Origin of the sequence: Candidatus Nanosynbacter sp. TM7-076, assembly GCF_022828325.1 — a bacterium.
In the GTDB taxonomy this organism is placed as follows: domain Bacteria; phylum Patescibacteriota; class Saccharimonadia; order Saccharimonadales; family Saccharimonadaceae; genus Nanosynbacter.
Genome location: NZ_JAJQJS010000002.1, coordinates 166504 through 192232, shown reverse-complemented (window position 1 = coordinate 192232; position 25729 = coordinate 166504). Strand labels below are relative to the sequence as shown.

Sequence of the window (25729 nt, the reverse complement as noted above, 5' to 3'; positions counted from 1 at the left end):
AATAACGATAGGACAATTCGCGCGATACTGGCATTTAGAACTTTTTTCATTGCTTTAAGACCTCTGGCTTTGGTGTAACGCTAATTGTTATAGTGATTGGATAATCTGCAGGCTTGTCCGACGATTGGTTTCCATCGCTATAAACAACAGTCTCCAAGTGAACGTCACTAAATATTTCTGACTTTTCTAAGCTGGTTTTTATTCGGATGGCGTCATCCCTATTTTTCCCAAGAGCTGTTAATGACAATGGTTTATCTAACGCTGAAGTGTCTAGCGCCAGAGAATCCAAAACCATACCTGATGGAATGTACTGTGCAATTTTTGGAATAATTGTAGAGTAATGAGCTTCGTTGCTAATGATCGCCTTAGCTGAGTCGAGATCTTTCTTAAACTCGCTAACTTCTTTTTGCGTCGATTGGTATTGAGCAAGCTTAGCATTTCCTTCGTCGATGTTAGCTTGAGCTGAGGTGCGGCTATTTTCTAAGAATAGATAAAATCCGCCAATAGTTAAGAATAGCAAACCTGCAAATATCAATGATATGATGCAGTATCGTCTTAAGATGACGTTTACTCGCCCGGCGCTGATTTGCTTTTTTTCTTGAGGAGGGAGAAGGTTAATCATAAATATCCTCCTGCTTGATTAAGGCTAGTCCCGCAACTGGTGATAGCTGGGAGCGAAGCTGTTTTGCTGGCTGCTCTAGTCCATCGAAATTGAGCATTTGCCACGGGCTTGCCACGCGCGCTGGCATTAATAGCTCGTTTGTGAAAAAATCACCAATTCCTGGAAGGTTACCACCGCCGCCGACTATGAGAATTTGCTCGATTTTTTTCTCATCAGGGAAGCGGTCTGTGTAATATCGCATAACGCGCTTAACTTCGTTGGTCATTTTTTCTAGGCTTGGTTGCAAGGCTCCTGCGATTCTGGCTTGCCTTGGGCCGGGGTTTAATCCGTTTAATACCTTAAATTGATGAGCTGTCTCAATCGGTACATTCATTTTTTTAGCTAAATTTAAGGTGAGTGAATAGCCACCAACATTTAAGCCGCCCGTCACGCGTATATCAGAATCTAGAATTGCGATATCTGTAGTTGACGTGCCTATGTCGACAATAACAGTAGGAAGCATTCCTTCTTCTGTGCGCTTCAGAAGTCTAGCGATTGCGCTGATGTTGGGTTCAATTATCGCCACTTCTAAACCGCATTGCTTGGCGGCATCTAGCATGCTGTCGATCATTTTCTTCGGTGCAGCACACATTAGCACGCTAAGTTCATCTTTCGTGCGATTGATGATTCGATAGTCTAGATAAAGAGAATCTAATGGCGCTGGAATGTATTGTTCGGCTTCCAAATTTACCGCACTGCGAATATTACTCTCCTCTTTCACGGGCAGGCTAAATGTCCGTGAGAATGTTCGGTTGGTCGGTATGCCCAGCGCTACGCGATTGCTGTTAATTTGTCCTACGACATTTTTCTTCAATAATGTTTTGATATTCTGCGCCAAATATTCAGTGTTGTCTGCAGAATTTCCGTCGCTTTTTTGAGAATCGAGGTTAATCGATCCATATCCATGAACCAGCATCCGATTTCTATCAATCGACATTACTTTTATGCTTGTTCGGCTGATATCTAGGCCGATAATTGGTTTTTTTCTATAAAATATGCTCGACACGTTATTATTTTCCCACCTATATATCGGTATTATAACATAAGCTTTTTTGAAAAACTATTATTCCTTAACTTGACCCGCCATACTTGTAATTGGGCCCATAACACTAACCGCCACCAGGGCAATAACGACACCCATAGCAACGATCATCACTGGCTCGATAATAGAGCTAACGCCGTCAATCGCGGTGTCAACTTCTTCCTCGTAAAAGTCGGCAACTTTAACCAGAACCTTGTCTGTTTGTCCAGTTTCTTCACCAACAGACAACATCTGTGCTACGATTGGCGGATATAAATCGTCCTGCTCTGCGATAATTTTTGACAAGACTTCACCGTTTTGGACTCGCCTGGTGGCTTCTTTTAGGGATTTTTCGTAGGCGACATTTCCGACGGCACGCGAAGTTACGTCCAGCGCTTCAAGCACGGCCACGCCCGCGCCGATAAGAGCGGAGAAGGTTCGAGTAAAGCGGGCGATTGCCACCTTCTTAACAATTGGACCGACAGCTGGAACCTTGATGATGATATTGTGAAATTTTACGCGACCTTTTGGGGTTTTAATGTAGCGAATCAATAGCCAAATGCTTCCGACAAATATTGGAATGATTATATACCAAAATGACACCACAAAATCGCTAATTCCGAGCATAATCTCAGTAAGAAGTGGCAATTTGGCGTCGGGTCCGCCCATGTCTTTAATAGTTTTACCTATGACTGGAATAATGAAGATCATCAAGATGAAGAAGGCGATAATTGTAATGATTAAAAGTACGATCGGGTATGTCATGGCGCCTTTAATTTTTTTCTTCATGGATGAATTCTTCTCTTGCTGTAGAGCCAGGCGCTTTAAAATATCGTCCAAAATACCTCCAGTCTCACCCGCAGCAACCATGTTTACATAAATATCATTGAAGGTCTCTGGATGTTTGCTCAGGGCGTCCGCAAAAGACATACCACCTTCAATGTCTTTAATCACGGCGTTGATCGTGTCTCGGAAATTGGCGCTTTCGGCGTGTTTTGCCATAGAGTTAAGGGAACGAAGAATAGGAACGCCAGCTGAAACCATGGCGCTTAATTGGCGAGTAAACATCACCAATTCTTCAGTTTTGGCACCTTTCTTTTTCTTGCCGAAAGAAAAACTAAGCTCTTTTTTTGCGCCTTTTTCTTCAATTTTTATCAATTGTCCGCGTGACCTTAGATTGTTAATAGCAGACAGTTTGTCGGCTGCTTCAATTGTTGAAGAGACAGTCTCTTTCTTTTTATTGACAAGCAAATATTCAAAAATTGGCATAATGTTACTCCCTTGTTGCCCTCAAAACTTCGTCCACGGTGGTGATCCCGCGCAGTGATTTAATAAGTCCGTCCATCTGCATCGTCACCATGCCTTCGGAAATCGCTTGATCTTGAATATCGTTGCTGGTGGCGTTGGCGGTAATCATTTTTTGGATAGGGATGGAAATGCCAAGAACCTCGTAAATGCCAACACGCCCCTTGAATCCATTATGTCCACATTCATCACAGCCTTCTGGGTTCGGCCTCCATAATCGTTCAATTCCTGAATCGGTTGATCCCATGGGCGTGTCGCCGCCAATTTTATCCTCAAAAGCCTGTTCTTCGAGATTGTGAATTTTTTTAATCGACTCGGTGTTTATCTTAAACATCTCGGTGATATACTTTATTTCTTCTTCGTTTGGAGTGTATTCTTGGCGGCAATTCATGCACAGGCGCCTAACTAGTCGTTGTCCAATCACCGCCTTTACGGTTGAAGCGATCAAGAATGGCTCAATTCCCATATCCAGCAGACGTGGCAAACACGTTGCAGCGTTGTTGGTGTGCAGGGTAGAGAACACCAAGTGTCCGGTCAGCGCCGCTTGAACACCAAGGTTTGCGGTTTCTCCGTCGCGAATTTCTCCGACCATGATGATGTTTGGGTCTTGGCGAAGTAGCGCCCTTAGCCCTGATGCGAAGGTCATTCCAGCTTTGGCGTTGGTTTGGGTTTGATTGACTCCTGGAATTTTATATTCTACCGGGTCTTCAATTGTGGAAATATTGACATCTGGAGTATTGAGTTCAGACAAGACGCTAAACAAACTGGTTGACTTTCCCGATCCAGTCGGTCCAGTCACCAGGATCATTCCGTTCGGCTGAGCCATTGCGTCTTTTACGGTTGCGAGCGACAGACCCCAATAGCCAAGCTGATCCAGTTTAACAGCCTGGTTGGACTCATCCAGAATACGCATAACCACTTTTTCGCCGTCAGCGATCGGCAATGTCGAAACGCGAAGCGCGTATTGTTTTCCTGAAACTTTTATCTTAAATCGGCCGTCTTGTGGTACGCGGCGTTCGTCAATTTTCAGATTGGAAAGAATTTTAATGCGGCTCACTAAAGCGCCGTGAACGTTTCGTGGCAATTTGTTAACTTCTTTCAAAACACCGTCAATTCGATAACGAACCTGAACGTAATCTTCGCGCGGTTCAATGTGAATGTCGGAAGCGTTGGATTTTATGGCATATTCCAGTAGTAAATTAACAGTTTGGGCAATTGGTGAATTTTCCGCAAAATCATCTTGACTAACGTTTTGGTCTTCGGCGGAAGCGTCTTTTTGGACTGCGATAACCTCATCAAGCTCGGCGTTAATATTGCCGCGATAATTTTCCAAACAGTCCAAAATATTGCTTTTTGTTGCTAGGAAAACCTTAGTGTTGTAGCCAATTTCTTTCTGAATAAAGTTCAACGCCTGCACGTCGTCTGGGTCTTCCATCGCAAGCGACAAACTATCGTCCTCGTTTTTTTCAAAAAGCACAACATTATACTGGCGCGCGATATGTTCAGGAATTCGTTTCAATACATCTTCGGGAATATCCTTTGGCTCAATTCGCACGAAAGGCACACCGATATAATCGCCGATCAACTTTGTCAAATCTTCCTCAGAAATGACTTTTTGTTCAATAGCGGTCTCTTGCAATGTTTGCTTCGACCGTTCAGCGATCAATTTCAAATCAGCAAGCTGCGGCTCATCAACAACCCCACCTTGTTTCAGAATACTCTCAATTGTCTGGTCTGAAACACGCATAACTCTTATGGTTATTGTACTATCATCGCCAAAAAAAAGCTAGCATAGTATAATAAAAGAGTGAATATTTCTAGTGAAGAGAAAATGCGAGAATTGGGCGCGGCAATTGGTCGGGCTGTTTCTGGTGGAGAAGTTTTGGAATTGGTTGGTGATATTGGCGCAGGGAAAACCACGTTGACGAAGGGAATTGCGCAAGCTTTAGAGATCAACGAGCCAGTTCAGAGTCCAACTTTCACGATTTCGCGTGTGTACGATTCGCCTCGCGGTTTGAGTTTGGCGCATTACGATTTTTATAGATTGGGAAATGCTGGAATTATGAGCGAGGAGATTCGCGAAGTGGCGGCTTCTAATTCGGTGGTTGTAGTTGAATGGGCTGGCGCTGTCGATGATGCATTACCGAGTGATCGGTTGGTGATAAAAATTACTGCGATTAGCGAAGAAGGGCGGCTTGTGGAATTTTATCCTGGCGGCAAAAAATCTGATGAACTTTTGGGAAAAATAAAGGAGAATATGGCGTGATAATTTTATTGGATACTTCAACATCAACATGTTTTTTGACAATAGTCAATGGAGAAAATCGTCAGGATTTTGAATGGGAAGCTGGGCGAACGTTGGCGCGGAATTTGTTGAAATTTTTGGAAGAAAAAACTGGCGATTTGCATCTGATAAGCGGCATTGGCGTGATGAAAGGACCAGGAAGTTTTACGGGGCTAAGAATTGGTTTGACGGTTGTGAATACTTTGGCGGACAGCTTGAATATTCCTATTGTTGGCGCGATGGGTGACAATTGGCGTGATTTGGCTTTGGATAAATTACGTTCTGGCGAGAATGAAAAAATTGTTATGCCAGAGTACGGTGCTGCTGCGAATATCACTGCGCCGCGAAAATAATTTTTATCGCCCAAACCGTCAAAACCGTGTATAATTAAATTACGGCGGTTTGTGATTTTTGATTCGCCGGATTAGATAGTTTGAAGTTGATTGGCTGTTGATATTTTTCCTTGAGACGAACACTCAGGGGCGGCTGATCGGAAAGGAATGATAATGATAGAAGTAATTATTGCCGCGGCTATTGGAGCTGGCGCGGGTGCTGCTGGTCTTGTTGGATATCAGCGAACTCGCCAAATTAACGGTAAAAATCAGATTGAGCGAGATCTGGCAGATGCGAAAACTAAGGCGAGCGATATCGTCCTTAAGGCTAAGGACGAGGCGCTTAAGATTGAAAATGAACGTCGCAAGGAGTGGCAAAAGACCGAAAATCGTTTGGCGGATCGCGAGAAGACCCTGGACAATAAGCTGGAAGAGCTTGATCGACGAGCAGAAAAATTGCGCGCGCATGAGGATGAAGTTGATAATCTTAAAAATGAAATTCGCGACATCCGCTCCAGACAGCAAGAGAAATTGGAAAAAATCGCTGGATTGAAGAAAAAAGACGCTGCTGATAAGTTAATGCAGATGACTGAGCGCGACATTAAGCAAGACTTGGTCGGTTTGGTGTCGAAACTACAACATGATGCAATGGATGACGCTGAAGAGCGGGCACAAATGATTTTGGTGACTGCGATGGAGCGAATGAGTAGTGAGGTGACTGCCGAGCGCACGGTGACTGCTGTCAAACTGACCGATGACGAGATGAAAGGTCGAATTATTGGTAAGGAGGGGCGTAATATTCAGGCGCTGCAGCGCGAAACTGGCGTCGATATTTTAGTTGACGATACGCCTGGTATGATTATTTTGTCGAGTTTTGATCCTGTTCGCCGACAAGTCGCTCGCTTGAGTCTTGAGATGCTGATGAAGGATGGTCGTATTCATCCTGCGCGCATTGAAGAAGTGGTCGCTAAGGCTAAAAAACAGATTGAAAAAGAAGTTCGACAAGCTGGTGAAGATGCTATGCGTGAAACTGGCGTAGTTGGAATTCCGAAGGAAATGTTGTTGCTGCTTGGTGAGCTGAAGTTTCGTACCAGCTTTGGGCAGAACGTTTTGAAGCATTCGACTGAGATGGCGCAAATTGCGGGGATGATTGCTGAGGAAATTGGTGCGGACGTGCGCATTACGAAAATTGCTACACTTCTTCATGACGTTGGTAAGGCTGTGTCGCATAAAATTGAGGGCAAACATCATCACATTGGTGCGGAATTGGCTCGTAAATATGGTATGGACGAGAGAATTGTCCACGCGATCGAAGCACACCACGATGATATCGAGGCAACGACACCGGAAGCGATTATTGTTCGAGTTTGCGACGCGGCTTCGGCTGCGCGTCCAGGTGCGCGTAACGTTTCTGCTGAGAATTTTGCGGAGCGAATGCGCGATTTGGAAAATGTCGCTACCAGCTTTGAGGGAATTGATAAGGCTTACGCGATTTCTGCCGGCCGTGAAGTTCGTGTGATTGTGAAACCTCAGACGATTGATGATTTGTCGGCGATTAAATTGGCGCGAGATATTGCGACGAAAATTGAGTCGACAATGCAATATCCTGGCACGATTAAGGTTAACGTGATTCGCGAAACGCGAGCAATTGAGTTTGCTAAATAATGAAATTTACAGATGAAGAGCGACGGGCTTGGCTGGCAAGTTTGGATAGGCGTTTTTCTAGTGCGGCGGTGCTAATTGAAAATGAGCAGGGCGAACTATTGATCGTCAAGGCTGGTTATAAAGACCATTGGTCGCTGCCCGGCGGCATTGTTGACACTGGAGAATCTCCGCTGGAAGCGGCGGTGCGCGAGGTGAAAGAAGAAGTTGACATTCAAGTCGATCCTAAGGATTTGAAGCTTGCAATGGTTGCTTCGCGTCATTCTGATGAGTTTTTGACACATCAATTTGTGTTTTTTACGAAGTTAGAAAACGATGCCTTTTCTGAGATAAAATTGCAGGAATCGGAAATTGTGGCTAGTAAATTTATTGCCAAAAATGAGGTTGATTTTGAAGACATGTCGCTGCTCTGGGCAATCAGATTTTGGGCAATTGATAAATTCGGTTACGTAAATACGAAAATTATTGATAATGACGGCGTGAAAAAAGAAGTTGTAGAATTTTTTGCGCCGATGATTGGAGGGAAATAATGGGAATATTAGTTATTAGTCGGCACGGTGAGAGCGAGTGGAATCTGCTCGGTAAGTGGACTGGCTGGACAGATGTTAATTTGACGGAAAAGGGTCATAATGACACCGTGCGATTGGGCGCTTTATTGAAAGGTCTGTCATTTAATGAGGCTTACACTTCGTCATTAAAACGTACACAACAAACTTTGGCGGCGCTACTCGAAGGGTGCGGAGTCGAAAATCTACCAACAACGCATGCAACTGAGTTAAACGAGCGTGATTATGGTGATTTAACTGGAAAAAATAAATGGGAAGTTAAAGCGGAGATTGGCGAAGAGGCTTTTAATGGCATTCGGCGCGGTTGGGATTATCCAGTGCCGGGCGGCGAAACTTTGAAAGATGTTTATGCACGAGTTGTTCCATATTTCGAGCAAGAGATTTTGCCGAAATTGCAGAATGGAGAGAATATTTTATTGGTGGCTCACGGCAATTCTATTCGGGCCTTAATTAAACATCTTGATCAAGTTCCAGAGGCTGAGATGGCGAATGTAGAGATGTCATTCGGTCAATTATTGGTTTATACGTTCGAGCCCGGTCAATCTTTGCCAATCAAAAAAGAAGTACTGTCGGTTGAGATTGAGGCTGTGAATGCTTAAATAGTTGTATATATTTCGTATGCACTTAACGCCGATAAAAATTGTTGAAATCTAAGAGTGTCGTCGCCGCGATATGGCCACGTTGCATGGTTTAGCCAGAAACCCATTAAGGTTAGACAATGATCTAAATTTATTTCTTTGTAATAGTTTGAAATATTATGACCGCTTTTATGTAGGTCGATTAGTAGGCTAGTGATGTCGCTACCGGATTTTCCAGGTCCAGACCAACTCCAGTCGATCAACTTAGTGCCGCGTTTGGGGTGCCAAGCCATATTTGATTGTCGAATGTCATGATGACAAAAAACTAATTTTTTTATATCGCTATGTCGACCTCCAGCATTTAGTAAGGTGGGTAAGTCTGCTAATAATTTCTTAGCTATATTTTGGCTATGGGGCGTTAATCTGTCCAAGAATCCTAATGACAACTCTCTCAATTTAGCTATTTTCTGCTCGTCTAACGAGCCCCATCCTTCTTTAATAAAACTATCGCGTGACGATTCGATGTCAAAAGTATCAGGCGGCAATGGTATATTTTCCAACTCGTCAAATTTTTCCTTCGCTGATTTGATATAAGCGTCTAGCGTTTCGCTCTTTGCTCGCCATAGCCAACCTTCGTTGGGCGTCATTGTCTCCATGATGAAAGTGTCATCGTCTCGCAGTATTGATCTGGATGGAATTCCACTATATCCATGGCATCGCAGATAGGATATTGTGAACGCTTCTTTTCTCAGATATTGGCGCAGTCTATTTCGTTTTACGTCGCCATATTTAGTCGATGTTTGTTTAATAAATACCGAATGACCATTTTTTGTGGCGATAATTTTGTCGTATTGCATATGACCGCCGTTAATATTGCGATCATTTTCGGAAAACTCTGCTATCTTAACTAGCGACCGACAAGACAAATAATCAATAGCCCTAGCTACTATTTCATCATGCGATGCGTATAATTTAGGCAAATTATTGAGGGGTAGCCAGGCTGCGTCGATAGCATCGTCTCGTCCTGACACCTCTGATAGTTCGTTGACTATGAACAAGTACGCACTGGTTTCGATCCATGACGTCTGGCTGTTGCGTGGATCATTAACCAGCCCTTTGTATATTAATATTGGACTGTCGCTAATTATTGTTCCAGTTTCTTCTTTTGTTTCGCGAATTGCTGCGGTAAAGGAATCTTCTTTGGAATTGATGAATCCTCCAGGTAACGCCCATTCACCGCTAGATCGTTTTATCAAAAGAATTTTTTGTGCGATTGGGCTGATTATTACGCTGTCTGCAGTGTAATTTGGACCGTTATACCATAATTTACGATTTATAGATATTGGCATTGTTTTTCATACAGTAATTAGAGTATTATTCAGTGCATTTTCCGCCAGAGCTGCTTTTACACGTTCACTATACTCTCTAATTTTATCACCTGAACCTGTATGTTTGCCAGGGGTGTCGCTCAATTTGACCGTAGATACCCCATCAACCTCTGTAGCTTTCATAACAAAGTTATTTGGTGTAATTCCAAGGTCGTTAGTCAAAGTTGTACCCCAGCCAAATGTTACATTTATCTTTCCCTTAAAGTAATCAGCTATCCTAATAATTTCGCCCACATCAAGTCCGTCACTAAAGACGATAGTTTTCTCCAAAGGATCAATTCCGTTCTTTTTGTAAATTTCAATAGCCTTATTTCCAAATTCTATTGGGTCGCCGGAATCGTGGCGTAATCCTTTCCACGAAGTCATTTGTTCGGGCGTAAAGTCGGCAAAGAAGAAGTCGGTTGTAAATGTATCTGTTAGGGCAATTGATAGCTCGTTGCCGTATGTGCTTTGCCAGTCTCTTAGTGCCTGATTGTGACCACTTAGTGGGTTGTTTCCGGCTTTATCTGCCAGTGCAGCGTAGACCATTGGCATTTCGTGCGCAAAAGTTCCAATTGGTTTTAATCCTAGTTTATGCGCCAAGTATATATTTGAAGTTCCGACAAAATTATCAGGGAGTTCATTTGCAACTCGTTCAATTACGTGCCTATGCCAATTAAAGCTAAAGCGTCGTCTTGTGCCGAAATCGGAAAACTTAATGTCTGGGCGGCTTTTTAATAATTTGATCTTTTCGTCTAACCGGCGATCTCCTTCGGCATACACTTCTTCCAAAGAGTAACCTTCACGTGCGAGTTTGTTACGAAAATATATTTCATTTATCTCGCTCATGATAACGGTTTCCCAGAATGTAACTAGGGGCCATTTTCCCGTAGCCTCAACCGCTAGATCGCCGCGTTTATCATATTCGATATTGACCGGAGGCAAGGGGTTACTTATTAGGAAATCAAGGTATTCTTGAGAAAATGTCGCTTTGCCGTCTTGGCTTTGTAGTCCGGCTAAGTAGGCAATCTCACTGGGCTGCCATCCTTCAGCTAGATTGTTTAGGCTGTTTTGCAATTCATCTGGAGTTACAAACTCTGACAGTAAATTAGGGGAGCGATTTTTCAGTGTGAAAGTAACTTCCGCTTCAGGATGTTTAAAGAACTCGTTCATCCCCATAGTTGCTTTGTAGTAATCTAATCCTTGTGATATTTTTGAACTCTTCTCCATTTAAATTGCCTCCTGAATTATCTTCTTTGCTTCTTCGGTTGATATTGCTAATATTCCAGCCTCCTTCATTGCGGATAATGCTTCTTCTTCGGCTGTTGGGGTTAATCCTACAGCACGGATGGCGTCTATAAGTAGGTATGTAGTAACACGCCTGTCATCTTTGAAATGTTCGGCGATATCTAGGGCGGTAGATTTTACACAAAAATCTGTTGCTAACCCGCCGAGAAATATTTTAACTTTTTCATGGGGTGTTTTTGGCGTTATGATAGATTCTAACGTTTTGTTTGTTTCGCTTTTACCCTCCCATCCAGAATATCCGTCTGTCTGACCGACGCCTTTATTGATGATAATATCACTAGGCTGAATATTTAGGTCTTCGTGAAAATCAGCTCCTCTGGTGTTGGCTACGCAGTGAACTGGCCATTTGTCAAAATGCGGTGTTTTTTCGGGGTGCCAGTCTCGGGTGAATACAACCGTGCCGTCGTGTTTTCGTATCTCGTCGGCAATGGAGTTGATAGGTTTGATGATTTGCTCTGCTTCGGCAACGGCAAGACTCCCATCGATAAAATCATTTTGTGGGTCAACCCCGACAAATATATAGTTAGACTTTTCCATAATGTTAAGATCCTCCTTACTTAATGTATAGCTTACACTTACTATCTAGTCTAATAGCCAGTTATTGTATTGTCAACACTAATTTATAAAAAATATAAATTTTCTAGATTTTTACAGGGAGGTTAGTCTAAGCTACGATCTAAATTCTCGAGTTTACTTGAATTGAACTCATATAATTTTGCTGGACGATGCGCGCCGTCTCGCCACAACTCATTAGTTTCATGAATTAAGTTTAAGCTGAGGAATTTTTTTCGAAAATTACGCTTGTCAAATTCACGACCAAAAACTATCTCGTAAACTGTTTGCAGTTGTGTTAAGGTAAATCTTCGATCCAGAAAAGCAAATGCCGAATTGGTGTATGTCATTTTGGCAATTAGGCGTTCTTTGGCGTATTTAATGATGTTGGCGTGGTCGTATGCCAGTTTTGGCAATTTATTTACATCAAAAAATGCCACTTCTAAATCTTCATTGTATGTAATATTGCGTCCACAGCCCATGTAGGTTACAGACACTGCATGTCCTCGTGGATCACGATTAATCGTATCGAAAGTGTAAAGCTGTTCAATATATCGTAGGTCGTCTTTGATTTTTACGCCTGTCTTTTGGAAAATTACGCGTTCGAGCGCGTCTGTAGTTGTCTCGCCCTTGGCGTTATACCCTCCAGGGAGGGCCCATTCTCCTTTAAAAGGTTCGTTTGGTCGTTTTAATAGTAACACTTCCAGGGTAATGTTGTTTACTTGAAAAATTACTGCGTCCACGGTTAGCGTTGGAGGTGTATACGGTTTTGTGTAATTCATACAATATATCTTATCCTGAAGTAGGCTACTTGCCAAGTTATTTTTATGCTTCATGAGATATAAAAGTTTGTTTGCAAATTTATTCTGTACTTATTTAGTGATATATGTTAAGATAGATCAGAACGAATGATAGAGATATCTTCGGGGTGTGGCGCAGTTGGCTAGCGCGCGCGGTTTGGGACCGTGAGGTCGAAGGTTCGAGTCCTTTCACCCCGACCAATTGAAATCGTTCAATGTATTAAAATAACTGGCATTTAACCAGTTATTTTTTATTTTCGTATAATCCAATAATCAAGTCGCCATCATGGAATTCTTGCTTTAATTGCCAATAGGGTGGAACTTGTTTTTTATATTCGTCATATGTTTTTTCGCGAAGAATGAGCCAGATTCTTGGAGATTTTACTGACTCTAAAGAACTAATTTCTGGAGTATTCAATTTTTTAATTAATCCCCATTCGCCAACCCAGCCCAGCTCTTCTTTCGGCTTCAGAAGTATAATTTCTTTATTTGTGCGGTTGTAATAGGAAGTGTGAAAATAAGTGTAGATCTCGCCAGAGATAATAGCATCACTACTCCGGATATTTCCATTTATATGGTTCATGGCTGTGTTGGTGTTATTCCAAGACGATTCTACAATGTTTTTACCGCCGATATGCCACATGTAATGACCGATAAACAACGTCAGAATGATAGATATTCCAATAGACCACCGTTTTTTATTAGAAAAAATAAGCCCGATGAATACTGCGGTCAAGCCGTAAAACGCCGGCGCTGAATAAGTGAAATATCGATCTAAGTAAACTGGTCGACCCTGGCTGAGTATGTAAACGATGATCATCGGCAGCAGCAGCCAAATTGTTAAAATCCAAATTGCTGCTTGGTATTTTGGGCATTTTTTGGCTAGGATGAATGAAATTGCGATTATAATTGGCAGCAGTAGCAACCCAAAATAGCAGACAATTCTGTCGTCATAAGTTAAGAACATCGATAGTGTTGTCGGGATGGTGAATTTGGTGACTTCGGGGATCCAGAAGCCGCCACTTACTCGGCTGGTTTGGGAGATCATAACTGGTAACCAGGGAAGGAATAGTAAAAAGCATGTTCCTGCGGCCAGCCAAACGTTTTTATCCTTAAATATATTTTTTATGGCAGTGTGATTTCCGCCAAGTTTTAGCCAAATATATACGAAATGCGCGGGTAGTATTAATGCTAGAAAATATTGTGTATAAAGACCGAGCGCTACTAAAATTCCATATAGCGCCCACCAAAACTTCTTATTTTTGTGCTCGACTGCCACGACAAATGCGTATGTCATTGCTACGGCCAAAAGTGCCGCCAGTGCATACATTCGGGCTTCGTCGCTATAGCGAATTAAGAACGGTCCTAGCGCTGCTAAAAAACTTCCAAATACGGCGATTCTTTTAGAAAAAAGTTTTTGGAGTAATAGAAATAATAGAGCAATCGTCAGAACTCCACACGTAACGCTAAATCCTCTGAGCGAAGCTACGGAATTGCCGAAAATCAATTGCCAAACGTGCATAATAACGTAATAAAGCGGCGGGTGGACGTCCGTGGTCGTAATGGCGATAATTTCTCTGATTGGCTGCTGAATGATGGCCGCCGTATATCCTTCGTCATGCCAAATGTCGGCTTTTGTTAAATAGGTAAGTCGAACGTTGATGGCTAAGATTAAGATTGGAATTAGCCAAACCCAGCCGGGCATTTGATGAAAAAATGCATATAGCTTTTTAAGATATATACGGATTTTTTTCATGAATTATCTGGATAATTTTAACGCTATCTCTCTCGCTTTATTCGCTAAAGTATCGTCAATTTTTCCCAATCCCGAGTCTGAACTTACGCCGCGTCGCTCTAGCGCCTCGCCAATAAGAAAGTCTGCAATTTGCGGGTTTTTAGGTAGAATCGGACCGTGGAGATAAGTGGCAATGATGTTGTTGTAGCGAACACCTTCGTTTGCGTCGGTCATATTGTTGCCGGCGCCTTTAATAACTTGCCCAAGAGGTTTGGCGGTCTTATCTAAGAAAGTTTGTCCGCTGTGATTTTCATAGCCAACGATATCTCCAAATTCCTGACTTTTAATGACAATGTTACCAATCATCCGCTCGTCGCCAGCAATCGTTTCAATTGGCAGAATGTTAGCGCCAACAATTTCCTCGCCCTTGAGCGTTCGGAAAAATCGACCAAATAATTGGTACATTCCGCAAATCATCAACATCGGCACGCCGTCTTTTGCTAATTGTCGTAGTTCGTCAGCTCGTGCCAGAAGATCGTTTTGGATAATCGTCTGCCCAGAATCTTGTCCGCCGCCACCAACAAAAATATCAACTTTAGAAAAATCCGTTGAATCGCCCGGATTGTGGTCGATAATCTCAATTTCGAAGCCGCGTCGCTCTAGCCGTTTTTTCATGACTAGCGTGTTGCCCCAGTCGCCATAAAGATTCATATCTCGTGGATAAAGTTGTGCAATTGTTATTTTCATTATGATATTTCCTCCACGTCGGTTTTTTCGCTCAGCAAGCGACGAATTGCTGTCATGGCTGTGTAGCTACAAAAAATCTGTTTTGGCTCATCGGGATTAGTATTAATGAAATCTTCCAGGGCTTTCGAAATATTGGTGTCAATTTTCCCAATTGGAATGTCGTCATATTGAAGTCGCAAAGCCATATCGTAAGCACGCGCACCGCTGATCATTGCTACGTTTTTTAATAGCGAAAAATCGACGTCCCAGAACCAACTTACATCTCGTCCGTCGGCGTAATTGTCATTAACGGCGATCATCGTAGCACTATTATTTTTGGCGAACGACAGAAGTGCCAACCGAAAGCCGCTCGGATTTTTCACCAAAATAAGCTCAATCGGCGTGCCGTTTAGATAAATCGTTTCGCCACGACCAAACGCCGGCTTTATGTTTTCCAGCGCAGATAAAATCGTAGCGGTAATTTCCGGTCCCGCGATTTGTCGAGCCAGGGCAACCGCCGCCGCCGCATTGAGAAGATTGTAAACTCCAGTGAGTTGTAGATATACGTCAATTTCTTTATTGTCAATTTGAAAAGTCGCCTGTTGAGCGTTAATCTTTTTCAATAAAACATCAGCGGCTACGCTTTGATTTGCGGTTGCGGTTCCGTATTTTAGAGTGTCGTCTGTCGGCATCAATTGAAGCAATTCGCTGGTTGTGCCGAAGAAAACTTTTTTAGCCTGAATATGTTCGCTAATCTTAAAAATCCGTGGATCGTCACGATTGAGAACGACAGTGTCGCTGGTGGCTTCAGCTATTTTTTGAAGCAATGCGGCTGTATTGTCAATTTCTCCAAATCTGTCCAATTGATCGCGCATAACATTCAGAAGCAGGGAAAAGCGCGGACGAACAATTTGCACAAACTTGACCGCCCAAGCCTCGTCTAGTTCCAGAACCGCAATGTCAGCGTCCAGCTTGCCGCGAATATTAACCTCATCAAGTAGCGCTGCTGCCACGCCTCGGGAAAAATTGCTACCAGTGCGATTCGTGAAGACTTTTAACCCGACCGATTCCAACAGTTCTACGACAATTTTTGTCGTCGTCGTTTTTCCATTCGTTCCGCTGATAATCACCACGCCTTGCGGCAAATCTGCCAACGTTCTCTGAATAAATTTTGGGTCAATTTTTTCAATCACCAAACCCGGCAAGGCTGAACCGCCACCGCGTAATTTAGCGACTTTCTTGACGCTTTTGCCAATAATAGTACTAATCATCTGTCTTGCCATATTGTCTATTATACTCTGCCGGGCCGATGTGCTACAATATCAATATGTTTTTGGTGGGTATCTTTCAGTGGTGGTATGGCAATGGCTTGTTGCAATATATCCGACAAAGTTTTCTGGGTGTTTTACGAACCGCAGATTTTTTCTCAGTCGGGCTACTTTTGAAAACCTTATTCAATCCGTTTCGCCAGATTTCAGCCGCTCCAGTTGGCGGCGACTTATCCGTGCAACTATCTGCGTTTTTTGACAAAATGTTCTCGCGAGCAATTGGTGCGGTGGTGCGCTCTATGGTGATAATTATTGGGATATTGATGATATTGCTACGATTTTTGTGGATGATTGTAGGAATTATTATGTGGCTGGCGCTGCCGCTGATGCCGTTTATCGGAATTATTTTATGGCAAATGGGAGTTTCTGTATGGAAATAGAGCCGAGATTTAATTACGATAGTTTACGAGCTCAGAAGGCACGATTCTCTGTAAGGTTCGGCAATGCTTGGCATATCGTGGCGATAGCTGTCGGCATTATGATGGTGCTACTTGGTCTGTGGTCGTTGATTGAACACGGGGCGATTGGCTGGCTGCTATTTGGTCTGAGCGGTCCAATGATTATGGTGTCGATTTGGTGGGAAAAAGATCTTAAGACGGCGGAGATTAGTAAAAATCCTAAGACAATTGACGATGTGATGGCGGCAGACGTTTTGGGCAAATTGCCGCGCAGACCGACGCCGATTGATATTGCTGAGGCGATTACAGGTACGCGAGCCGGGCAATTTTTGGCAGTGCGACTGGGATTGACGCCGAATTTCTTGCGTAATATTTCCGTCGACGATCCGAATCGAACGGAGCTGATTTGGAAGGCGGCGATTGAAATCTGGCAGAGCACGGAAAGTCCGAAGATTACTAGCGCGGTTTTGGCGGCGGCGATAGTAAAGCAATTGCCACAGCACGATTCTTTGCTGGCGAATATGAAGATCGATTTTCATGATATCGAGGAGGCTATTCGATGGTACGAGCGAATAAAGGCGCTGATTGATCAATATAAAGAGAAGCCGCTAAATACGGGCGGAATTGCTAGGGATTGGTCTTTTGGTTATACGTCACTGCTGAGTCGATTTGCTCAGAATGTTAGCGTCAGTGTATCTGGCGGCGCGTTTACAACTAAGTTGGCTGCACACGAGGAAGCGTTGGGACAGATGCTTAAAACGTTTAGTTCTGGCGGGCGGCAGAATATTACGCTAGTTGGAGCTGATGGTGCAGGAAAAAGTACTGTCGTGTCGGCGTTTGCGGAAATGCTGATTGACGGACATCGAGGCGTTCCTGGTTCTCTGATGTATCAGCAAGTTTTTATGCTTGACGCGTCGTCGTTGATTAGTGTGGCGTCGGGTCGCGGGGAATTGGAAAATCTAGTCACGATGATTTTGAACGAAGCTTTCTTGTCGAAAAACGTGATTTTATGCTTGGACAATGCGCAATTATTCTTCGAAGAAGGCGTTGGTTCGGTTGACTTGAGTAATGTGTTATTGCCAATTCTGGAGGCGGGTAGACTTAGGATGATTTTAACGATGGACGATCAGCGATTTTTGCAAATTTCTCAGACTAAGCCACAGCTTGCTCACGCTTTGAATACAATTGCAATTCAGCCGTCAAACGAACCTGAAACTATGAAAATTATGCGCGATCAATTGGTTTTATTTGAGGCACAGCACAAAGTGACATATATGTATCAGGCGCTGGCGGAGGCATATCGTGTTGGTGATCGTTATGTTCAAGATTTGGTGATGCCAGGTAAGGCGTTGAAAATTTTGGAAGCGGCGGCAAGTTACGCCAGCGGCGGGCTAGTGACTGCGCAATCTGTGGACGATGCGATCGAAAAAACTCTTGGTATAAAAATTTCGGTAGCATCTTTGAGTGACGAAAAGGAAAAATTGTTAAACTTGGAGTCATTAATTCATCAGCGAATGATCAATCAAACGCGAGCCGTGACAGTTGTTTCTGATGCTATTCGCCGCGCGCGCACAGGTGTTAGAAATCAGAATCGACCGATTGGCGCGTTCCTGTTTCTTGGTCCGACTGGTGTTGGTAAAACGGAGCTTTCTAAAGCTTTGGCGGATGTTTATTTTGGCGGCGAAGGCAATATGATTCGCTTGGATTTGAACGAATTTGTTAGACCAGATGACGTGGCTAGGTTAATTGCGGATGGCGCGAGAGATCCAGGAAGTTTGACCGCTCAAGTTCAGAAGCGTCCGTTCTCTGTCGTGCTTTTGGATGAAATTGAAAAGGCCCATCCGCAGGTTTTGACGACGCTTTTGCAGCTTTTGGATGAAGGAATACTTCGCGATGAAAATAACCGAGAAATTAGTTTTCGCGATACGATTGTAATTGCGACGTCAAATGCTGGCGCGGATAGAATTCGTGAATATATTGAGCGGGGCTATCAATTGGAACAATTCGAGCAGACATTTATTAACGAGTTGATTAATGCCAATTTATTCCGTCCAGAATTCTTGAACCGTTTTGATGAAATTGTTCTATTCCGTCCGCTAGGAAAAGATGAGTTGCTGCAGGTTGTCAATTTGATTTTGGCAGGAGTTAATAAGACTTTGGCGCCGCAAAAAATTCAAGTTGCGGTCGAGGAAGAAGGTAAGAAATTGTTGGTCGAGGCTGGCTATGATCCAAGATTGGGAGCTCGTCCGATGCGCCGCGTTGTCCAGCGAGCTGTCGAGAATACCGTCGCCAAGCAAATGCTGGCGGGAACTGTCGCACCTGGCTCAACTACAATTATCACCGCTGATCAAATTCGCCAAATTTTAGGTTCGCAATCTGCGCAAATGCCGCCGGGAATTCAGAATCCGCCATTGAATAGCTAGCTCAGTCGCTCGACTAGTGTTTTTATGATCATCATAAATAAAAACCCGTCATAATGACGAGCTATTTTGGTACACCCGGCAAGATTCGAACTTGCGACCCCTTGGTTCGAAGCCAAGTACTCTAATCCGCTGAGCTACGGGTGCGTATGAAGTTATTATATCATAGATGACGGCCGAGTAAAATGATATACTATATGCATGGACGTTATGACTAATATATCACTGAAACAATACACAACTATGAAATTGGGAGGTGAGACTCGCTATATGGCGACGGCGGATTCTGCTGGTGATGTTGTGTCGCTATATCGTAATGCCCGAAAGGAAAATTTGCCGATTTTTGTGTTGGGCGGTGGCAGCAATGTGATTACGCATGACGAGGTTTTTGAAGGAATCGTACTGTTGAATAAGATCAAAGGTTTTGAGGTTATCTCTGAAACTGACGAAACAACTGATGTAAAAATTGGTGCGGGCGAAGTCTGGGACGAGGTTGTTGAGAAGTCTATTGGGCTCGGGCTTCAAGGGATTGAGGCTATGTCGGGAATTCCCGGAACGGCTGGAGCTGCGCCGGTCCAGAACGTTGGAGCATATGGACAGGAAATCGCCGACACGTTGATTAGTCTGGAAGCTTACGATTCAAGAACCGACACAATTGTAACTATTTCTGCTGATGAATGTGACTTTTCTTATCGAAATAGCATTTTTCGCGACAAGGAAAAAGGGCGATATTGCATTCTGAATATTACTTTGCGATTAAATAAAGCAGAGCCGAAACCGCCATATTATGCTTCTTTACAGAGATATATTGACGAGAATGACATTCGTGAGGTCAATTTGTCAGTGATTCGTGTGGCAGTTCTTAATATTCGTTCGGAAAAATTGCCAGACCCAGCGGAGTTGCCAAGTGCAGGTTCTTTCTTCAAAAATGCGCTGGTTGAAAAATGGAAATTGGAAGAATTGCAAAAAGAATATAGCGACATTCCAAATTATGCAATGTCTGACGGAAGATATAAAATACCGACAGGTTGGTTGATAGATAAGGCTGGCTTAAGGGGTTATCGCAGTCATGGCATGCGGGTTTATGAGAAGAACGCGTTGGTGCTTGTGAATGATTCGGCAACGGGATATGATGACTTGGCGGCGATTCGTGAGGAAATTGTGCAAATTGTCTTTGACAAGTTCGGTATAAAAATTGAGCAAGAGCCGTTGGAACTTTCCTGACAATAAGCATATGCTTTTTTGTAGATTTGCGCTACAATATTGATATGAATCGTGGGACGGGTGGCTATACGATAATTGAAGTGGCGATAGTAGTGGTGGTTGTTGCAATTTTGGCTAGCATTGCCTTTGTTGGTGGTGGAAGATTTTTGAACCTAACTAAAGATCAGGAACAGAGGGCTGATGTGTCTGAGCTGTCCTTGAGGCTGGAGCGATATTACAAATATAAAAATGTTAGTGCTATCGGTCACGAGTATCCTTCTTGTGCTGATTTAATTAAGGATTTTTCGTCAATTGTAGGAGGTGATTCTCTGAAAAAGGAGACGATCAAGTGTAATCGTAGTGATTGGGCTGGCGGAAATAATGGTGAGCTATTGTATGAAGCTTCGAATGTGGATGACGGCGATTGCACGAAGCCTGCGTCCGGTCCTGTGTCTGATGTTGTAGCGGTAACTTGTGTGAAATATAGCATTATATATAAAGAGTTTTCAACAGGAGTAGAGAAGAAGGTGGATAGTATATGGCGCGACTAGTAGGAAAAAGCGATGGATTTACTATTGTCGAAGTTGCAGTTACTCTGGTTGTTATTGGTATTTTCATGGTTGTTATATTAAGTATGCAAGCGCAAGTTAGCCAAATATCAGTCATGAATGCCCAGCACAACAAGGCGAGTCTTCTGGCATATAATAATATGCGTCGTTACGCAAATGATTCCGCTCCGTCTTGGTTTAAATGTACAGACCCTCCTCCAATCTTTAGGGCTCCGGGTTCTAGATATAAAGTTGAGGAAAGTGTGGGTAATATTGACGGGTTACCAGGAACGGTTAAGCAGGAAGTATATGCATCAGCGCCATACGGATGTAAGAGTGGAACAGTTAGCCTGGGGATGCCGGTTAAAGTGGAGTCTATCGTAGAGTATGGATTGCCAAGCTCTGGTGCGGGTAGTGGAAAGAAGGTGGTACATGCGACATATGTGGCGTTCTAATGAGGGGGGCTTTACCGTAGTCGAATTGGCAATGGTGATGGTTATCATTGCAATGGTCGTCGGCGTGTTTAGCCAGATGTTAATTTCTGCAAACCAAAGTGCGTCTATCAGCAAGGCAAAAGTCGAGATTAGTCGAAATATGCACAATTCCATGGACGCAATTGAAACTGATGTTCGTCAAGCTTCGCGATTTAAGGTGAGCAGTCGCGACGGGGAAGACACTTTTGCTACGGATAAAAATTTCGCTGGCTCGACGCCCAGGGAATGGGGGTACAGGAATAATCCATACTCGAGCGGTGCTGTTCATGATCCCGAAAAGAACTCACTTATACTACTCCAATATGCTACAAATATGGGACGAGGCGCCGATTCTAGGGAGATTGTTTATTTAAGAACTCCAAAGTTTGATTGCGGAACAAATAAGACTCAGCAGCCAAAATATAAAAAAGTAGTCATGTACTTTTTGAAGAATGGAGAGTTGCATCGACGTACTATTTATAATGATCTAATAGATTTCTCCACCTACCCAGTTACTTACTACTCTGGGTCTGCTGCGGGATATTTCTGTATGAATAGCCTGGATGCTGATAAGTTTAAAGATCGAGCCATGAAGCTTCGCGAAGATTCGATTTTGGCAACTGGAGTTTCGGAGTTTAAGATTAATTACTATGATGGAAAAACACTGATAAGCAAAAATAGCGACGCTCCAGATAGCGATAAGAAAGCTCTTGATGGCGCGGATAGCGTAGAAATTACTCTGACAATTCAATCACCTAGCAAGCAAGTTTCTGATTCGCAAACCTTAACAATACGAAAGATAAATAACCTATGATTCAACGAAAAAACGGCTATTCCTTGGTGCTGATCATACTTATGAGCACTTTTATATTGGCGCTTTTGGCTGGTGCTATGAGGGTCGTGACTCAATCGTATATTTACTCTCAGGAGGAGTACTATTATAAATTAGCCCAGGAGGCTGGTGAGGCGGGTACAGCTTACGCTAATGCTTGTTTGGACGCCAATGGAGCTGAGCAATCATGGAGTTCGGTTCCTGGTGGAATTGGACCGCTTCGTCCGGAAACTAATTGTAAGGGGGCTGTAAATCCGAGTTATGAGAAATATGTATTTGATGAAGGCAATAAATTTAGGACGACTTTTGAGGTCGGTGATTTGGAGGCTTCGACTAGAAGCACAGCCCTGTCGGCTGCTACTGCTCAGATTTCATCTGTGGGTCGAGTTGAAATAACAAATGGTAGCGGTGTTGTTCTAAAGACTTATGTCGCTGTTGTAAAAAAATCAGTTACTTGGCCGGCTGACATTGATGCAACACGTACGGTGAGTGGTACTAATCGTACGTGTGCGATTTTATCAAATAATGTATGGTGCTGGGGAAAAAATGATATGGGTCAATTAGGAGATGGAACTACTCACAGCTCCAATATCCCAGTGAAAGTTCGCTCTATTGGCGATATGAGGAATGGTAAGATTATTGATATTTTTACAGCACAGCATCATAGCTGTGTTTTAACCCAGCTGGGCAGTAATAAAAAAGTATATTGTTGGGGCGATAATAGGTTTGGTCAGCTAGGCAACGGGTCGTCTGGGGCTGGTAATTACTCTAGCGTTCCGGTTGAGGTTGGTGGCGATCTCGCAGGTAAAGACGTTACATCAATTGGCGGAACTGGTGACGTCTCCTGTGCTGTTGCGTCTGGTAAAATTTACTGCTGGGGTCGGAACAATATGGGTCAATTGGGCTTCGGAAATCCTGAAAACCCCGGACTTCGTGCCACGCCAGTGCAGATTAACTCAGGCGGCTATAATAGACTCCCTATCAATTATTTTGCGACTAAGTTGGCGACCGGTGGATCACGCTCGCAAACGATGTGTACTATAACTACTGAAAAAAAGGCTTATTGTTGGGGGTTAGCTAGGTTTGGGCAGATGGGTATTGGTCCAATATCTGGTAATCACTACAGCCATGCTACCCTAGTTAAGGGTTTAGAAGGTGTAACTGACATATCTCAAGATGGTTATACTTGGGCATCGGATCATAGCTACGTATCGCACACCTGTGCTATTGCTTTAACTCGTACTCCAACTGGTACTACAACTGATGTGTATTGCTGGGGTGGTGCTGGTCGTGGGCAGTCCGGGTCTCCGGGGACCGGTCCCTTTGGTGCGCATTTCCAGCCAGCAAAAGTTGATGGTCTACCGGGAGTTCCGCTACGAATTGAGGTTGGTATTGCTCACTCTTGCGCCTTAGTGAATAATGGCGGAAATAAGGAAGTGTATTGCTGGGGTGATAATAAGCTTGGTCAGCTGGGTAAGGGTAATGATAATGCTTCTAAGGCAATACAAAAATCTAGCAACCCGGTGCTTGTACATTCTGGTGATGATGGATTGCCATTAACAGAGTCGGTGGTGGATATTGCGGCTGGAGCGAATCGTGGCTGTGTGATTATGTCAAATAAGCGTTCGTACTGTTGGGGGTTAAATGATGAAGGGCAAATCGGCGACGGTACAAATGAGAATAGATTTAGTCCAACAGAATCATTATTCCTTCGTCCAGTGCAAAATCGATATATATATTAAAAAACGCTTGCGCTTTTAAAAACGTTGTAGTATTATCAAGTTACAAATCAAACTAACAATTTAGGGGGCACATTATCGTGACTACAAAGAATATCAAAAATCAAGGTTTTACACTAGTTGAGCTTTTGATCGTTATCGTGATCATCGCAATTTTGACAGTTGTTTCTTTGGTTGCATACAACGGTTTGCAAAACCAGGCAAAGACATCTGCTGCTAAATCTGCTGCTGACGCTGTTGCTAAGAAAGCTGAGCTATACAATACAGCAAAGAGTAAATATCCAGCTAACTTGGGAGTCTTAACAAGTAAGACTGTTGGCACTTCTTCTGATTCACAGACTGGCGAGCCATATTACTTGGACGAAAAGACAGTTAAAACTCCTGACTCAGCTCTTACTGATGGTCACGCCCCAGCAGAAGCTAATACTATTGAGTATAAGCAATGTCCGGATACGGGTGATGCTACGGGTGCGCACGTTAAGTACTACAATTTCTCGACAAGCAAGGTAGAAGAGCGAACAATCGGTTCTTGTGCTAGTTAGTTAAGAATCATATAAATAAGAAACTCTGGCATTAAGCCAGAGTTTTTTTATATGCGGGTTTACATTAAATATCGCGTAGAGTATGGCAGAATTCTACGACTTCTTTACGGAGTTCAGTCAACTCATCGTCATTATCGCGATTGTCTATTGACTGCCTCATCCATTCCGCGATTTTTTCCATGTCGTCTTCTTTGGCGCCTCGCGTTGTGACAGCTGGTGTGCCTAGGCGAATGCCGCTCGGTCTAAATCTTGGCAGAGGGTCATCTGGAATCGCATTAGCATTCAGCGTCAGACCAATTTTATCCATGGCGATTTCCGCTTCCTTGCCGTCAATACCGAAGCTGCTGTGAATATCTGCCAGAATCAAATGGTTGCTAGTGCCGCCAGTCACTAGTTTAAAGCCGCGCTTTTGCAACTCTTCCGCCAGTCTTTTTGCATTTTTAACAATTTGCTCGGCGTAATCTTTGAATTCTGGCCGTAAAGCTTCACCGAACGCTACGGCTTTTGCAGCGATGGTGTGCATGTGCGGTCCACCTTGCGTGCCAGGGAAGACTGCTCGATCAATCAATGTAGGTAAATTCTCGAGAGTTTTCTCTGGTTTTTTCAACGGATTGCCAACTATTCCTCGACTAAGAATCAGCCCGCCTCGTGGTCCACGTAGAGTTTTATGAGTTGTTGTGGTAATTACATGAAAGCCATAGTCGAACGGATTTTTGGCAACGCCACTAACAATTAGCCCTGCAATATGGCTCATGTCTGCCATTAGCATGGCACCGACTTCATTGCCAATTTCGGCAAATTTTTCGTAATCTAGCTCTCGTGGATATGCCGAAAATCCCGCCAAAATGATCTTTGGTTTGTGCTTTAAGGCTAATTGACGAATTTCTTCATAGTCAATTTCGCCAGTGTCGATATTTTTTATACCATAGCGAATGAAATTGTACTCTCTGGCACTACGAGTAACCGGGGCGCCGTGCGTAAGATGTCCGCCGTGAGCCAAATCCATAGCCAGAATAGTGTCGCCAGGCTCGCACCAAGCGTAATAGACTGCCTCATTAGCCTGCGCGCCAGAATGTGGCTGGACGTTAGCGTGATCGGCTTTAAAAAGTTTCTTAGCGCGGTCAATTGCCAACCGTTCGACTTGATCAGTGTTTTCTTGTCCGCCGTAATAGCGTCGACCAGGGTAGCCTTCTGAATATTTATTAGTGAAAACGCTACCGAGCGCCTGAAGCACATCTGATGAAACGTAATTCTCGCTAGGAATCAGTTCCAGGCCGTCCGTTTGACGCTTTTTTTCTGCTTTTATAAGTTCTTCAATTTGCTTGTCTTTCATGACTAAACCTCCATTA

25 protein-coding genes and 2 tRNA genes are annotated in these 25729 nt (G+C 43.5%); 14 read left to right on the top strand and 13 right to left on the bottom strand.

Annotated elements, in window-relative coordinates; translation table 11 throughout:
• Positions 1-46: 46 nt before the first annotated feature.
• From LRM47_RS01645 to LRM47_RS01630, 4 genes are read right to left on the bottom strand one after another with little or no spacing between them, the layout of a single operon-like run.
• Entirely contained in the window at positions 47-622 is a 576-nt protein-coding gene (locus LRM47_RS01645; protein ID WP_243822571.1) for a PilN domain-containing protein, read from the bottom strand.
• On the bottom strand, positions 615-1667 hold the full coding sequence (gene pilM / locus LRM47_RS01640; protein WP_320412890.1) for a type IV pilus assembly protein PilM: 1053 nt from the start codon (positions 1665-1667) through the stop codon (positions 615-617). The genes LRM47_RS01645 and pilM overlap by 8 nt, the downstream gene beginning before the upstream one ends.
• 57 nt (positions 1668-1724) lie before the next feature.
• On the bottom strand, positions 1725-2951 hold the full coding sequence (locus LRM47_RS01635; RefSeq protein WP_243822569.1) for a type II secretion system F family protein: 1227 nt from the start codon (positions 2949-2951) through the stop codon (positions 1725-1727).
• Positions 2952-2955: 4 nt separating this feature from the next.
• Complete coding sequence (locus tag LRM47_RS01630; protein WP_243822568.1) at positions 2956-4734, bottom strand: GspE/PulE family protein; 1779 nt, start codon at positions 4732-4734, stop codon at positions 2956-2958.
• 60 nt (positions 4735-4794) lie between these two features.
• Between LRM47_RS01630 and tsaE the strand changes: the two genes are divergently transcribed.
• The 5 genes from tsaE to LRM47_RS01605 all read left to right on the top strand — a co-directional run bounded on the left by tsaE (position 4795) and on the right by LRM47_RS01605 (position 8430).
• Positions 4795-5253 (top strand): tRNA (adenosine(37)-N6)-threonylcarbamoyltransferase complex ATPase subunit type 1 TsaE, encoded by a 459-nt coding sequence (gene tsaE, locus LRM47_RS01625; protein ID WP_243822567.1) that lies wholly within the window; start codon positions 4795-4797, stop codon positions 5251-5253.
• The gene (gene tsaB, locus LRM47_RS01620; RefSeq protein WP_243822566.1) at positions 5250-5624 is read left to right on the top strand and encodes a tRNA (adenosine(37)-N6)-threonylcarbamoyltransferase complex dimerization subunit type 1 TsaB; all 375 of its coding nucleotides are present in this window, start codon (positions 5250-5252) and stop codon (positions 5622-5624) included. Before tsaE ends, tsaB begins: the two co-directional genes overlap by 4 nt.
• A 153-nt stretch (positions 5625-5777) precedes the next feature.
• Positions 5778-7268: a ribonuclease Y gene (rny, locus tag LRM47_RS01615; RefSeq protein WP_243822565.1), complete on the top strand. Its 1491-nt coding sequence runs from the start codon at positions 5778-5780 to the stop codon at positions 7266-7268.
• Entirely contained in the window at positions 7268-7795 is a 528-nt protein-coding gene (locus tag LRM47_RS01610) for an NUDIX domain-containing protein (RefSeq protein ID WP_243822564.1), read from the top strand. Before rny ends, LRM47_RS01610 begins: the two co-directional genes overlap by 1 nt.
• A complete protein-coding gene (locus LRM47_RS01605) occupies positions 7795-8430 on the top strand; it encodes a 2,3-bisphosphoglycerate-dependent phosphoglycerate mutase (RefSeq protein WP_243822563.1) in 636 nt (211 codons plus the stop codon). Before LRM47_RS01610 ends, LRM47_RS01605 begins: the two co-directional genes overlap by 1 nt.
• On the opposite strand, the gene LRM47_RS01600 is transcribed toward LRM47_RS01605, so the two are convergent.
• The 4 genes from LRM47_RS01600 to LRM47_RS01585 all read right to left on the bottom strand — a co-directional run bounded on the left by LRM47_RS01600 (position 8427) and on the right by LRM47_RS01585 (position 12418).
• Positions 8427-9758, bottom strand: coding sequence for an NUDIX domain-containing protein (locus LRM47_RS01600; RefSeq protein ID WP_243822562.1), 1332 nt, complete (start codon positions 9756-9758; stop codon positions 8427-8429). The genes LRM47_RS01605 and LRM47_RS01600 overlap by 4 nt on opposite strands.
• A 6-nt stretch (positions 9759-9764) precedes the next feature.
• Positions 9765-11006, bottom strand: coding sequence for a nicotinate phosphoribosyltransferase (pncB, locus tag LRM47_RS01595; RefSeq protein ID WP_243822561.1), 1242 nt, complete (start codon positions 11004-11006; stop codon positions 9765-9767).
• On the bottom strand, positions 11007-11621 hold the full coding sequence (locus LRM47_RS01590; RefSeq protein ID WP_243822560.1) for an isochorismatase family protein: 615 nt from the start codon (positions 11619-11621) through the stop codon (positions 11007-11009). It abuts the gene before it with no gap.
• Between the two features lie 122 nt (positions 11622-11743).
• Positions 11744-12418, bottom strand: coding sequence for an NUDIX hydrolase (locus tag LRM47_RS01585; protein ID WP_243822559.1), 675 nt, complete (start codon positions 12416-12418; stop codon positions 11744-11746).
• A 142-nt stretch (positions 12419-12560) separates the two neighbouring features.
• On the opposite strand from LRM47_RS01585, the gene LRM47_RS01580 reads away from it, so the two are divergent.
• A tRNA-Pro gene (locus LRM47_RS01580) sits at positions 12561-12637 on the top strand.
• A gap of 43 nt (positions 12638-12680) precedes the next feature.
• Here the strand turns inward: LRM47_RS01580 and LRM47_RS01575 are convergent.
• Genes LRM47_RS01575 through LRM47_RS01565 form a run of 3 tightly spaced genes read right to left on the bottom strand, consistent with a single transcriptional unit; the run spans position 12681 to position 16180 of the window.
• Positions 12681-14192, bottom strand: coding sequence for a glycosyltransferase family 39 protein (locus LRM47_RS01575; RefSeq protein WP_243822558.1), 1512 nt, complete (start codon positions 14190-14192; stop codon positions 12681-12683).
• A gap of 3 nt (positions 14193-14195) precedes the next feature.
• The gene (locus LRM47_RS01570) at positions 14196-14918 is read right to left on the bottom strand and encodes a type 1 glutamine amidotransferase (protein WP_243822557.1); all 723 of its coding nucleotides are present in this window, start codon (positions 14916-14918) and stop codon (positions 14196-14198) included.
• Entirely contained in the window at positions 14918-16180 is a 1263-nt protein-coding gene (locus LRM47_RS01565) for a Mur ligase family protein (protein ID WP_243822556.1), read from the bottom strand. The genes LRM47_RS01570 and LRM47_RS01565 overlap by 1 nt, the downstream gene beginning before the upstream one ends.
• 44 nt (positions 16181-16224) lie before the next feature.
• Here LRM47_RS01565 and LRM47_RS01560 point away from each other — a divergent pair, with 44 nt between their 5' ends.
• Together LRM47_RS01560 and LRM47_RS01555 are read left to right on the top strand one after the other, a co-directional pair.
• Entirely contained in the window at positions 16225-16605 is a 381-nt protein-coding gene (locus LRM47_RS01560) for a hypothetical protein (RefSeq protein WP_243822555.1), read from the top strand.
• Positions 16596-19046 (top strand): AAA family ATPase, encoded by a 2451-nt coding sequence (locus tag LRM47_RS01555; RefSeq protein ID WP_243822554.1) that lies wholly within the window; start codon positions 16596-16598, stop codon positions 19044-19046. Before LRM47_RS01560 ends, LRM47_RS01555 begins: the two co-directional genes overlap by 10 nt.
• A 67-nt stretch (positions 19047-19113) precedes the next feature.
• Here the strand turns inward: LRM47_RS01555 and LRM47_RS01550 are convergent.
• Positions 19114-19190: transfer RNA gene (locus tag LRM47_RS01550), tRNA-Arg, on the bottom strand.
• A 54-nt stretch (positions 19191-19244) separates the two neighbouring features.
• Here LRM47_RS01550 and murB point away from each other — a divergent pair.
• The 6 genes from murB (at position 19245) to LRM47_RS01520 (ending at position 24380) form a co-directional block, all read left to right on the top strand.
• Positions 19245-20267 carry a UDP-N-acetylmuramate dehydrogenase gene (gene murB, locus LRM47_RS01545; RefSeq protein ID WP_243822553.1) on the top strand — a complete coding sequence of 341 codons (1023 nt, stop codon included), beginning with the start codon at positions 19245-19247 and terminating at the stop codon, positions 20265-20267.
• Between the two features lie 44 nt (positions 20268-20311).
• A complete protein-coding gene (locus LRM47_RS01540) occupies positions 20312-20797 on the top strand; it encodes a prepilin-type N-terminal cleavage/methylation domain-containing protein (RefSeq protein WP_243822552.1) in 486 nt (161 codons plus the stop codon).
• A complete protein-coding gene (locus LRM47_RS01535; protein WP_243822551.1) occupies positions 20785-21249 on the top strand; it encodes a type IV pilus modification PilV family protein in 465 nt (154 codons plus the stop codon). Before LRM47_RS01540 ends, LRM47_RS01535 begins: the two co-directional genes overlap by 13 nt.
• Positions 21236-22081: a type II secretion system protein gene (locus LRM47_RS01530; RefSeq protein ID WP_243822550.1), complete on the top strand. Its 846-nt coding sequence runs from the start codon at positions 21236-21238 to the stop codon at positions 22079-22081. Before LRM47_RS01535 ends, LRM47_RS01530 begins: the two co-directional genes overlap by 14 nt.
• Entirely contained in the window at positions 22078-23841 is a 1764-nt protein-coding gene (locus LRM47_RS01525) for an RCC1 domain-containing protein (RefSeq protein ID WP_243822549.1), read from the top strand. The genes LRM47_RS01530 and LRM47_RS01525 overlap by 4 nt, the downstream gene beginning before the upstream one ends.
• A gap of 77 nt (positions 23842-23918) precedes the next feature.
• The gene (locus LRM47_RS01520) at positions 23919-24380 is read left to right on the top strand and encodes a prepilin-type N-terminal cleavage/methylation domain-containing protein (RefSeq protein WP_243822548.1); all 462 of its coding nucleotides are present in this window, start codon (positions 23919-23921) and stop codon (positions 24378-24380) included.
• A 64-nt stretch (positions 24381-24444) separates the two neighbouring features.
• Here the strand turns inward: LRM47_RS01520 and LRM47_RS01515 are convergent, their stop codons facing one another.
• Positions 24445-25713: a serine hydroxymethyltransferase gene (locus tag LRM47_RS01515; RefSeq protein WP_243822547.1), complete on the bottom strand. Its 1269-nt coding sequence runs from the start codon at positions 25711-25713 to the stop codon at positions 24445-24447.
• Positions 25714-25729: the final 16 nt, after the last annotated feature.